The 11675-nt window shown below is 59.3% G+C and carries 9 protein-coding genes; all 9 read left to right on the plus strand.

Going from position 1 to position 11675, the window contains the following annotated elements; genetic code table 11:
* Nucleotides 1–4: 4 nt before the first annotated feature.
* A complete protein-coding gene (locus NT26_RS20725) occupies nt 5–2902 on the plus strand; it encodes a Tn3 family transposase (RefSeq protein WP_052642523.1) in 2898 nt (965 codons plus the stop codon).
* An 877-nt stretch (nt 2903–3779) separates the two neighbouring features.
* On the plus strand, nt 3780–5708 hold the full coding sequence (locus NT26_RS20730) for a ParB/RepB/Spo0J family partition protein (RefSeq protein WP_052642525.1): 1929 nt from the start codon (nt 3780–3782) through the stop codon (nt 5706–5708).
* A gap of 68 nt (nt 5709–5776) precedes the next feature.
* Nucleotides 5777–5956, plus strand: coding sequence for a hypothetical protein (locus NT26_RS20735; RefSeq protein WP_052642527.1), 180 nt, complete (start codon nt 5777–5779; stop codon nt 5954–5956).
* A 627-nt stretch (nt 5957–6583) separates the two neighbouring features.
* Entirely contained in the window at nt 6584–7822 is a 1239-nt protein-coding gene (repC, locus tag NT26_RS20740) for a plasmid replication protein RepC (protein WP_342025675.1), read from the plus strand.
* Nucleotides 7822–8325, plus strand: coding sequence for a thermonuclease family protein (locus NT26_RS22520; RefSeq protein ID WP_152338803.1), 504 nt, complete (start codon nt 7822–7824; stop codon nt 8323–8325). Before repC ends, NT26_RS22520 begins: the two co-directional genes overlap by 1 nt.
* 394 nt (nt 8326–8719) lie before the next feature.
* Nucleotides 8720–9052 (plus strand): DUF736 family protein, encoded by a 333-nt coding sequence (locus NT26_RS20750; RefSeq protein ID WP_052642533.1) that lies wholly within the window; start codon nt 8720–8722, stop codon nt 9050–9052.
* Between the two features lie 120 nt (nt 9053–9172).
* Nucleotides 9173–9379: an antitoxin VbhA family protein gene (locus tag NT26_RS20755; protein WP_052642535.1), complete on the plus strand. Its 207-nt coding sequence runs from the start codon at nt 9173–9175 to the stop codon at nt 9377–9379.
* A gap of 65 nt (nt 9380–9444) precedes the next feature.
* On the plus strand, nt 9445–10509 hold the full coding sequence (locus NT26_RS20760; protein WP_244467749.1) for a Fic/DOC family protein: 1065 nt from the start codon (nt 9445–9447) through the stop codon (nt 10507–10509).
* Between the two features lie 221 nt (nt 10510–10730).
* Nucleotides 10731–11600 carry an ArdC family protein gene (locus NT26_RS20765; protein ID WP_052642539.1) on the plus strand — a complete coding sequence of 290 codons (870 nt, stop codon included), beginning with the start codon at nt 10731–10733 and terminating at the stop codon, nt 11598–11600.
* Nucleotides 11601–11675 lie beyond the last annotated feature (75 nt).

The following is an 11675-nucleotide window of genomic DNA, read 5'->3' on the forward strand; positions in this document are numbered from 1 at the left end:
GCGCATGCCAAGACGACATATTCTCGCCGAGCGACAGCGCTCGGCGTTGCTCGACCTGCCGACGGACGAGTTATCACTGCTGAAGCATTACACATTGGGCGACGACGATCTGGCAAACATTCAGGAACGCCGCAGACCAGAAAACAGGCTGGGTTTCGCCCTGCAGCTTTGTGCACTACGCTATCCAGGGCGCGCGCTGGCTCCGGGCGAAATGATTCCGCATGAAGTCCTTTCCTTCATCGGAGCTCAGCTCGGCGTTCCGGCCGATGCGCTTCTCACCTATGCCGCCCGGCGTCAGACCCGCCAGCAACATATGGAGGCGTTGCGCGAGATCTACGGCTACAAGACATTCACGGGGCGCGGGGCCCGCGATCTGCGGGATTGGCTTTTCGATCAGGCTGAAGATGCCAGGTCGAACGAAGATCTGGCGCGGCGCTTCGTCGCGCAATGCAGGAAAATGGTGACCATCCTGCCGGCGGCGTCAACGATCGAGCGTCTGTGCGCCGATGCCCTTGTTGCCGCCGAGCGATGCATTGAGACACGGATAGCGGAAAGGCTCGACTTTAGTGTGCGCGAGCAACTGGACGGGCTTCTGACCGAAATGGTTGACGGAAACATCAGCCGTTTCATCTGGCTTCGCCAGTTCGAAGTCGGCAGCAATTCCGCATCAGCGAACCGCTTGCTTGATCGGCTGGAGTTCCTGCGCGGTCTGGAAGTCGATCCCCAGATCCTCCTAGGCGTACCGCCACACCGCATCGCGCGCCTGCGTCGGCAGGGCGAGCGTTACTTCACGGATGGCCTGCGCGACATCAGTTCGGATCGGCGGTGGGCGATCCTCGCCGTTTGCGTCGTCGAATGGGAAGCCGCGATCGCCGATGCCATCATCGAAACCCACGACCGCATCGTTGGGAAAACTTGGCGAGAGGCGAAACGGCTACATGACGAGCGGATTGCCGGTTCCAAGGCCGCAGTCACCGATACGCTTCGCGCTTTCACGGCATTGGGAGCCTCTTTGCTGGAAGCTCGCGACGATGGTGTTCCGTTGGACAATGTGTTGGCACGGTCGGCCGAATGGCATCAGCTTGAACAGCTGGTTGCCGTAGGGACGCAACTCACCAGTACATTGGCAGACGAGCCGTTGGCTCACGTCGGACAAGGGTATCATCGTTTTCGCCGATATGCGCCGCGGATGTTGCGATGCCTGAAGCTCAAGGCTGCGTCGGTGGCGGAGCCATTGATTGCAGCCGCGAAAGCCATCGGCGAAACACGTGCGCCGACATCAACAGGTATATCATTCCTGCGGCCGAATTCGAAATGGCATCGCCATCTCCGAGCGCAAGACCGAGGCGATGGTCGTTTATGGGAGGTCGCGGTGCTGTTTCATCTTCGCGATGCTTTCCGGTCTGGAGACATATGGCTGGATCATTCCCGCCGCTACGGCGATCTCAAGCAGGTGCTTGTTCCGATGACCTCGGCGCAGGCGAATGCCAGGATGGCTGTTCCTCTCGATCCTCAAGCTTGGCTGGCTGACCGCAAGGGTCGCCTTGCGGATGGTCTGAAGCGGCTGGCACGTGCCGCTCGCGACGGGACCATCCCCCATGGTAGCATTGAAGATGGAACGTTGCGGATCGACCGGTTGACCGCAGACGTTCCCGAAAGCGCAGAGGAACTGGTCCTCGATCTTTATCGTCGAATGCCGCCTGTGCGGATCACTGACATCTTGCTGGAAGTTGACGCGGCGGTCGGATTCTCGGACGCCTTTTCCCATCTCAGAACCGGAGCGCCATGCAGCGATCGGGTCGGCTTGCTGAACGTTCTGCTCGCCGAAGGGCTGAACCTAGGCCTTCGAAAAATGGCGGAAGCCTCGAACACGCATGATTACTGGCAGCTCTCGCGCCTTGCCCGCTGGCATGTCGAAAGCGAGGGCATGAACCAGGCGCTGGCGATGGTCGTGGCCGCGCAGGGCAAGCTGCCGATGTCCCGGTTCTGGGGCATGGGAAAAACCGCATCAAGCGATGGTCAGTTTTTCCCTTCGGCACGACAGGGCGAGGCCATGAACATGATCAACGCCAAGTACGGCAGTGAGCCTGGGCTCAAGGCTTATACCCACGTCAATGACCAGTTCGCGCCGTTCGCCTCACAGACTATTCCCGCAACCGTCATTGAAGCTACGTACATCCTCGATGGCCTGCTGATGAATGAAGTCGGCCGGCAGGTCGGCGAGCAATACGCCGATACGGCGGGGTTTGCCGATCATTTGTTCGGGACCAGTGCCATGCTCGGCTACCGGCTCGTCTTGCGCATCCGCGACTTACCGTCGAAACGGCTTTATGTCTTCGATCCCGCGGGGACACCCAAAGATTTACGCAAGCTGGTGGGCGGCAAAATCCGCGAAGAACTGATTGTGTCAAACTGGCCTGATCTCTTCCGCTGTGCTGCCACGATGGCCGCCGGAAAGATCAGACCGAGCCAGTTGCTCCGGAAACTCGCATCCTATCCCCGACAGAACGATCTTGCGGCCGCGCTTCGGGAAGTCGGCCGCGTCGAGCGCACTCTCTTTATCATCGAGTGGATCCTCGATACCGATATGCAGCGCCGCGCCCAGATTGGCCTCAACAAGGGCGAAGCCCACCATGCCCTCAAGAGTGCCCTGCGCATCGGCCGTCAAGGTGAAATCCGTGATCGAACCACTGAGGGGCAGCATTACCGGATCGCCGGGCTGAATCTGCTGACGGCGATCATCATCTACTGGAATACCGTCCACCTTGGCCACGCCGTCGCCGAACGGCGAAACGAAGGCCTCGATGTGCCACCCGAACTTTTAGCCCACATCTCTCCTCTGGGCTGGGCGCATATCCTGCTGACCGGCGAATATCTTTGGCCCACGGAGGCAAACGCTTAGGGTGTCATTCCGCCCCCAGCCGGAACCGACCCCAGTATCGCAGATCCTTGCGAGGATATCATCGCCAAGGCTGGCGATCTCGCCGGCGATCCGTCCCAACCGCCAGAGATCCAGCAAGCCTCTGCTGACCTGGCTGCGACTGTTGAACAGCTGTTTCAGATCGCCCACTACATCATGAACGCAACGCCCAGGCTGTAGAGGCAAGGAACGGTTTTGCCGGGGGAAGTCGGTCCCGGCTTCCGCTTCGCGGCGCTATGCTAAGCCTCCTGCGGCTTCCCTTCTTCGTCAAAACCGTGTCGAGAATCCCCGCTTTCCCGCCCCTGAAGGAGGGGCGGCGCTATGCTGAAAGCTCCGATGTTCTTCATTGCCCTTCTCGGATCTCGGACTGGCGCCGATCGATCCGAGCCGAGCGGCTAACCGCCGCTATCGACACATTGAATCAAGTTGAAATGGAGAGCTGCCCGAGGAGCGGAGCGCTCATCACTCGGAGCGCAGCGGGCAGATCCATCGTTTTATAACCTGGTGAAGACGGAGAACCGGCGTCGCCGGTTCGCATCCGCAAGGAGCGGCCGGGATCGGCCGCCCATGGATCCTACCCTGTACCGCTCTTACGATAGGTCGCCAATCGCGCCAATGGGCAAGCGCGCAGGCGCTGTCGCTCGTCAGGAAAAACGGCTTTCGCCGTCAAGCCGGCAAACCTTCCGTTTTTCCTTCCTCCCGCCCCATGACCCGATCCGCGTCCTAACGGGAGCGGGCTGCGCCCTCCCCCTTCGTTCCGCCGGATGTGGGGGCACATCCTTCGAAAACGAAGGCAGAGGCTTCGCCCACTAGCGGGGCTTGCTCCCAAGGGAAACGGGAAAAACTGGAGCAAGAGACCATGAGCAACATCATCGCGATAGCATTGAACAAGCTGGACGCAGACCCGAAGAACGTCCGCAAGACTTACACCAAGGAGAGCATCGAGAGCCTGTCGGCCTCGATCCTCGCCAATGGCGTCATCCAAAACCTTGTGGTGCGCAAGGCATCCAAGGGAAGATACCTCGTAACCGCTGGCGGTCGCCGCCTTGCAGCCCTCAATCTTCTGGCCGAACGGGGCGAGATCACGGCTGACTACGCTGTGAATGTCATTGTCCGGGAGGCGGGTGACGCCACGGAATTAAGCCTGACCGAGAACGTGATGCGGGAGGCGATGCACCCCGCCGACCAGTTCGAGGCATTCAGAGCGTTGTTCAATGAGGGCAAGTCAATCAAGGACATCGCCGCCCGGTTCGGGACAACCGAAATCATCGTCAACCGCCGTCTTGCGCTGGCGAAGGTTTCCCCTGTCTTGTTCGCGGCGTTCCGCGCCGAGGATATGACCTTTGAGCAGCTTGCCGCCTTCACCATCACCGACGATCACGCTCGACAGGAAGAGGTGTGGAATGCCCTCCCCTCATGGGATCGCAGCGCCAACACAATCAAGCGCCGTCTCGCCGTGGATGAAGTCCCCGCAAGCGACAAGCGGCTCGCGCTGATCGGCGGGTTAGAGGTTTATGAGGCGGCTGGCGGTCCAGTGCGCCGCGACCTGTTTGCCGAGCAGGGAGGAGGCTTTGCATGCGATAGCGGCTTGCTTGAAAAGCTGGTTGCCGAGAAGTTGGAGGTCGAGGCGGAAGCTGTGAAGGCCGAAGGCTGGAAATGGGTCGAGTGGTGCGCTCAGCAGCCGGATAACATCTATCAGATGGCCCGGGTTTACCCGCAGCGCGTGGACCTCAGCGACGAGGATCAAGCCAAGCTTGACGCATTGACTGAGCGTTATGACGAACTGGCGGCGCAGATCGATGCGGATCAGGAGGATGAAGGTGCAGAGGCCGCCTTGTCCGCCGTCGAGCAGGAAATCGCCGTCCTGCAGAAGCGCGAAGAAGCCTATCGCAGCGAAGACCTCGCAATGGCAGGGGCAATCGTCACAATCGACCATTGGCGCAAGTTGTCGGTGCTGAGAGGCCTTGTCCGCGACGAGGACAAGAAGAAGGCCGAGGCCACGGAAGGGAAGCAAGGCGGGGCGACCGAGGAGGCTGACGGCGCTTCGAAATCTACGGGGCTGACCCATTCAGCCGCATTGATTGAAGACCTGACCGCTCAGAAGACGGCGGCACTTCGTGTCGAGCTGGCGAACAATCCCGACATTGCGCTTGTGGCGGTCGTCCACGCGATACTGCTCAAGGTGCAGTACCGTACGGCATGGGGCATTCCCGGCCACCAGAGCGCGCTTGAAATCTCTGTCACCCATGAAGTGCTGGACGGTTCGATGAAGCGTCCCGCCGAGAACAAGGCCCTTGAGGCGTGGGGAAGCCTTGAGGAAAACTATGGGCATCGGCTTCCCGGCGATCCTGCTGACCTTTGGGAATGGCTGATGGATCAATCACAAAGCGAATTGTTGCAGCTTCTGGCCTATGCCGCCGCCCATTCCGTCAATGCGGTTGAGAAGAAGTTCAGCAGTCGCAGCCAAGCGCTGGCCCATGCCGACCAGATGGGCCGCGCATTGAACGTGGACATGCATGACTGGTTTGAGACTACGGCGGAAAGCTATTTCAGCCACGTCAACAGGCCGACCATTCAAGCCGTTGTTGCCGAGGTGCGCGGCGAGGATTTCGCCGCGGGTGTCGGCAACATGAAGAAGGGTGAGGCTGCGGAGTATGCCGCCAAGTCCATCAAGGACAGCGGTTGGCTTCCGCCTCACGTTCGGATCGCGTCTGACCCCGACGCAGAGGGTGAGGCTGAAACCTCAGAGGACAAGAACGAACACTCGTTCCCGATGGCAGCGGAATAATCCCGCCGCTGCTTTCCGCCGGTCACGTCCTCCAGCGTGACCGGCTACCCTATTCCAGAGGACAAGCCATGCTTGATTCCGTACCTGATCCGACCCTTGCCGCCGAAAGCTGCTGCCAGCTAATCAACGCCTACCTGAACGATCCGGAGCATGTTGATTGGGATGACGTGCAAAAGGCACTCGATACAGCGCTAAAGGCCTTCGATCTGCCACCGACCCACTTTGAGGAGGCTATTCAGCGCGGCTGAGTTTACTGCAAGATCGCACCTTAGCGCCCGCTTTGGCATCGAGCCAATGCGGGCGCTTTCGCAGGTGCCTGGGAGGCAGAAACGTATCGGGGGACGGCACATCAGGCCGCTTGTTGAGAGGAGGCCCGCGCCCCCTCCTCTCAAACTCTCCTCCCCACCCGGTTGAATTTCCCCAACAATAACGGGGGGTAAATCCTACTCTGGAAACGTTCCAGATTTCAGTGTGAAGAGAGCGAAGACGCGGAAAAGCATGCTAACAAATTGAAACGTAAGCGCTATTTCAGATGTCGGCTGAACCGGCGCAGCAGCGCGGAAATGTGTCAACTTGCATCAATCCGGTATCTCAGGCTACAAATCGTAACGAGCGGAACCGTAACCGATTCCGACTCACACATTCTAACAGCTTTTTGGAGATCACACCCGGCCCAGAAAAGAAAAACCGCTCCCGAAGAATCCGGAAGCGGTCTGCAGTTCGGTAATAATAAGCCAAAACCGTTCTCGCAGACCTCCCCTCCGATGTCAATAATCAAAACACCTTTTCGGTGAACGGCGGAGCTTTGTCTGGCCTCTGACAGGAGACGGACGATGGGGGAACCCACACAACACAAGCGGCCGACAGGTCGCAGAATGACGAAGGAGCGAGCCGAATTCCGGCGACTGGCGCAGTCAACGGAAATCGGAACGGTGACGCGCGGCCAGCTGGCGGTACTTGCAAGAAACCTGATGACAATCGGGATGGTTACGACCGCAGAATATGCGTTGCTGGAAGCCATCATAACGACCGCCAAGGCAGACGCCTTCGACAAAGGAGGGCGGCCGATCGTCTACAAGTCGAACCGACAGCTCGGCTATGACATCAACAAGTCGCCAGGGCGCGTAAGCCGGATTCTCTCCCGATTGTACGACCTCGGCCTTGTCACCATGCAGGACAGTGCGAATTTCAAGCGCTACCCGATCCGTGACGGCGAAGGTGATATTGCCGACGCCTGCGGCATTGATCTGCGTGTCCTGATCGCTCGGCACCATGAACTTGATCAGCTGGTGCGCCAGAAACGGGAAGAGATTCGAGTGCGCGACAGCGCGGCGCGTCGCTTCCGGGACGCTCTGCGTGCCGCGAGATATGCTCTGGCGTCCTCAACCGAGCGAGGGGAAGCCATTCTCGGGCGGATCGGGTCCCGTGTTGAGAAGATCGCGGCCTTCATAGGATCGGCCAAGCACGCACCGGCCCATGTCCGCCGGAAGGCAACAATGCTTTTGGAGTGGCTTGCCGACCGATTGCGCAACGTGAATCGGTCCCCGCAAGCGCCCGACATAGATGCAAATCTGACATGCGCGGATGTCGAAAACGACATGCACATACAGATTACAACCCCAAGACCTTTTGAAGCTCGTAATGATGAACGGCGTTCGCCTAACGGCGAACAAATCAGTTCGTTAAGGGCTGGCTCCGCCAGCAAGAGGGCTTTTGAGGAAAGCCTGGGGAGCCGTTCGCGCCAAAGCAATAGGCAACTGCAAGTGCGGCCTTCACTTGTGGCGCTGGAAGATGTGTGGCGGGCTACGCCAAGCCTTGCCGAATATGGCTACCAGCCCCCGCGTAGTTGGGCGGACCTGGACCGGATCGCTCCCAAACTTTGCCGCATCGCCGGCGTGTCCGAGGATGCGCGCCAGCGGGCCGTGGACCGAATGGGCCAGCAGGCGGCTGCCGTTGCGATCGCTCTCACCTTTGAGAAATACACGCGCGCAGAAATCAGCTCGCCGGGCGGGTATTTGCGGGCCATGACAGACCGCGCCGCGAGCGGAGAGCTTCACCTGAACCGCTCGGTATTTGGGCTGGCAGCCCGCAATTCAATGGAGGCGCGCACTTGATGAATATTCGCTTGGTGGGAGCCGCGCTGGCTGCGCTTCTGTTCACTGCCTCCGCTGCGTCGGCCGATTTTTCAGGCCAGGCGCGGGTGATTGATGGAGACACCTTCAGCATTCGTCAGCAGAGGATCCGCATTGCGGCTATTGATGCTTGTGAGCGCGATCAAACCGGCTTCAGGAATGGCGCGATATGGAGGTGCGGCATCGAGGCACGACGGTTCCTCGCCAGCTTGATCGATGGCAAGCATGTCCGCTGCATTGAAGTCGATCGAGACCAGTACAAACGCCTTGTCGGCCAGTGCTTCGTCGATGGCTCGGATATTGGCCTTGAAATGGTGAAGGCGGGCCAAGCCAGCCTCCTGTTGCGCTATCTGCCAAGATCCCACCCGATCGACCTGAGCCAGTACCGCCACGCCGAGGATCGTGCCCGACAGCGAGGCCAAGGCTTGTGGGGCGCCCAGGTTGAACCGCCCTCCTCCTATCGCCGCAGCCATTCCGGCAACTGAACGACTGGGGCGCTCATATGGGCAACAGATGGCGAGATCTCATGTTATGGCGAAACCATCGGTTACCCCAGCCTCTTGTTTCAGGCTGCTGGTTCGGCTGCATTCAGCTCAATCCCGCCCGCTACCAGTGTAGATGTCCCATTTGTCGAGGTGACGTATTGCTGCAAGCGCTCAGGCCCCACACCTCCAAAGTGGTTGCTCTTGATGCCCGTTCGCACGGCGACGCGGTTAGCGCAAAGCTGTTCGTCTCCAAATTTTCCCCGCCTTTGGCTTCCTCGCGAAACAAAATTTTCCGCCGCCCAGCCTCCTTCGCTGCGCTCCGGCCTACGGTGCGCACCGCTTTTCGCCGTGCCTTATGAACGATCATCGCAACCACCATAGAGGAGTGATTAACATGAGCATGACCAACTTCATCCAGTTCGACAAAGACGACATCGACAACGCCAAGGGAACCGGCCTCATCTCCACCATCGACCGGGACCTGGACATCAAGGTTACACCGTTCGACTCCACAAACGAAAAGGCTCCGACGCATCGCGTCTATGCCAAGTCACCTCGCGGCCACGACATCGAAGTTGGCGGCATCTGGAAGAAGACCAGCGGCGAAGGGAAGCCCTACTACACGCTCTCCATCAAGCGCCTCGGCTTCAATGCCAACCTGGGTCGCTATCCCGGCCAAGATGACCTGGCACTGCAGGCCATCATCGAGTGGGAACCGCGCGATTGATTGCTCTTGGAGGCCCGATCTCTGATCGGGTTTCCACCCTCAAAGAGCCGGATTTCCTCGCTTTCGCTGGATATTCGGCGCGTTTCATGCTAAGTTGAGCAGTAACTGGAGGCTTTGCCGATGAACGTTCATGCCCCCCGCCCCGATCGCTCTCCGGAAGCTGTTGCTTCCCGGAAGAAGGCCGTCGATCAGGCTCGCGCCGCCAACATGCGGCAGGGTTACACCGGCGATCCGGTTTTGGAAGAAGCAAACGGCCGTTACGTTGCGGGAGACATCACTTCCGAGGAAATGCGCCAAGAGCTGCTGTCCCGCTTCAAGCGGGCTTGATCATCACCTAGAGATTTGTCGCGGCCGCCTGTGATCTCAGGCGGCCTTTTTGCATGAGGTTTCGCGTGGTCCGCGATGATGAAGCCAAAGGCTCCTACACCTATCCCAACACTTCAGAGGATAAGGATTTCAAGGATGTTCTGAAGAACAAACTGGATATCAGGAGCCATTCAGCGCTGCGTGAAGCCGAATACGCTTTTACGGCTTTGAGACAAACGGAGCTCGCCGAGGGAAAAGGCCCTACCGGTAATCACGACGCAGCGCATCTGAAGGCTCTGCACGGCTACATCTTTCAGGATGTCTATGAATGGGCAGGACATACGCGCAATGAAAGTCCTGTCGTCGATGGGCAGCGGGTAGAGCCGGTAGGTGGGCTTTCGAAGGGCGACACGACCTTCCTGCACGGTTCGCGGATTGAAATGGGCCTCAACGAGGCGCTGAGGCCCGCCAGAGACGATCAGGGCCTAAGAGCTGCGACACCTGAGCAATTTGCTGAGAAAGCCGCGCACGTCCTTTCTGAGCTGAATTACGTTCACGCTTTTCGGGAAGGCAATGGAAGGGCAAACGAGGCGCTAGTGGTCTCGTTGGGCCGCACCTACGGTCATGACATCGATCTTACCGTCATCACCAAGCCTCGCATGATCGAGGCATCCATTGAGACCACCAATGATCCGTCCAGTCCGGCGATGAAGCATCTCATCCAGGATGCGATGGATCCTAACCGCCGCGAGGCTATCCGCAGTGCCATGTCAGATCTTGAGCAGGCTGGCGAGAAACCGTTCGAGCACAACATCCGCACGGCCCGCCCGGGCGAAGTGATCGAAGGACAGGTTCTCGGGCATGACAATCGCGTGGCGAGCCTCGTGACCGACAGGGGGATTGTGGCCGTTGACCGCGCTGACCTTCCCGAGCGGATGCCTCCCGACGACGAGGAGGTGAAGTTCACCGCTCGATCTGATTTCAAGACTCTGGGGCGGCCGGAACAGGTCCAAGATGCCCAATCGCAGCCAGGTCAGCAAAAGGCCCAAGAGCCTCAGTCGCAGCACATCAACGCCGAGCTTAAGGCTATCGAAGCGCAGCAGTTTGTCGATCGCCAGCGAAACCGCGACCAAGACGACCGAGAGCGCTGACCTGCGACCCGGTCGCTGCAGTGAGGGCCTGTGTCATTGGCCGGGGTGCCGGAGCTCTGCGCTCTCCCCTGTCCGTTGGATGATTTGACGGACAAACTACGATAGCCCCTCCCCCATTCAACCGCTTGCGCGGTCCTACACTCCGTTGCGGCCCTACGGGTGCATGGGGTCGTTTCGCTATCTTCGGATCTTTGCCGTCAACCAACGAACAGGAGACGGCGATGCAGAGCGTAAAGGACACCTACCAGCGGATCACCGACACCATCATTCAGCAGCTCGAGGCCGGCACCAAGCCTTGGATCTGGCCATGGCGCGGAAACAGCCGCAGGTCGGCTACGCCGCTCCGCGCCTCCGGCGAAGCCTATCGCGGCATCAACGTGGTCATGCTGTGGCTCTCCGGGCAACTCGCCGGCTACGACGAAAACACATGGATGACTTACCGGCAGGCTCAGGAGCTTGGTGCTCAGGTCCGCAAGGGCGAACAAGGAACCCTCGTCGTCAAGTACGGCACCTTCACGCCGAAGGAGCAGGAGGCGGACGATCGTGCAATCCCTTATCTCAAGGGCTACACCGTCTTCAACGTCGAGCAGATCGACAACCTGCCTGACCGCTTCAAGAGCCCGGCCGAGGCGGCGCCGATCGAGCCGGTTCCGGTTATCGACCATGTCGAAACCTTCATTCGGGCCACAGGCGCAAAGATAGCCTACGGCGGAAAGCAAGCCTGCTATCGCCCTGGCCCCGATGACATTCAAATGCCGGAGCGCGGTCGGTTCCTCAGCGAGGTTCATCTTTACAGCACGATTTTTCATGAGCTCGGGCACTGGAGCGGCGCAAAATCACGCCTTGATCGTGACCTTAGCGGGCGGTTCGGGAGCGAGACCTACGCAATGGAGGAGCTTATTGCCGAAATCTCAGCCGCGTTTGTCTGCGCCGATCTTGGCATTGAGCATGATCCGCGAGACAACACCGCGACTTACGTTGAAAACTGGCTCAAGGTGCTGAAGCAGGATTCACGTGCAGTCATCACTGCCGCCGCGAAGGCTCAGGCAGTCGCTGACTATCTCCGACAATTCAGCTCTTCTACAGGGTAGGGGCCCTAGCAAAACTGTCGGGCCTCATGCGCATCGATCCAAAACTTTACAACTGTAAAGTCGGGCATCCTGGAT

It is taken from the genome of Pseudorhizobium banfieldiae (assembly GCF_000967425.1).
Lineage (GTDB): Bacteria > Pseudomonadota > Alphaproteobacteria > Rhizobiales > Rhizobiaceae > Neorhizobium > Neorhizobium banfieldiae.

What these genes read in the sequence shown, in the direction of transcription:
- NT26_RS20725 (WP_052642523.1), top strand. Translation starts at nt 5, where the DNA reads ATGCCAAGACGACATATTCTCGCCGAGCGACAGCGCTCGGCGTTGCTC.
- NT26_RS20730 (WP_052642525.1), top strand. Translation starts at nt 3,780, where the DNA reads ATGAGCAACATCATCGCGATAGCATTGAACAAGCTGGACGCAGACCCG.
- NT26_RS20735 (WP_052642527.1), top strand. Translation starts at nt 5,777, where the DNA reads ATGCTTGATTCCGTACCTGATCCGACCCTTGCCGCCGAAAGCTGCTGC.
- repC (WP_342025675.1), top strand. Translation starts at nt 6,584, where the DNA reads ATGACGAAGGAGCGAGCCGAATTCCGGCGACTGGCGCAGTCAACGGAA.
- NT26_RS22520 (WP_152338803.1), top strand. Translation starts at nt 7,822, where the DNA reads ATGAATATTCGCTTGGTGGGAGCCGCGCTGGCTGCGCTTCTGTTCACT.
- NT26_RS20750 (WP_052642533.1), top strand. Translation starts at nt 8,720, where the DNA reads ATGAGCATGACCAACTTCATCCAGTTCGACAAAGACGACATCGACAAC.
- NT26_RS20755 (WP_052642535.1), top strand. Translation starts at nt 9,173, where the DNA reads ATGAACGTTCATGCCCCCCGCCCCGATCGCTCTCCGGAAGCTGTTGCT.
- NT26_RS20765 (WP_052642539.1), top strand. Translation starts at nt 10,731, where the DNA reads ATGCAGAGCGTAAAGGACACCTACCAGCGGATCACCGACACCATCATT.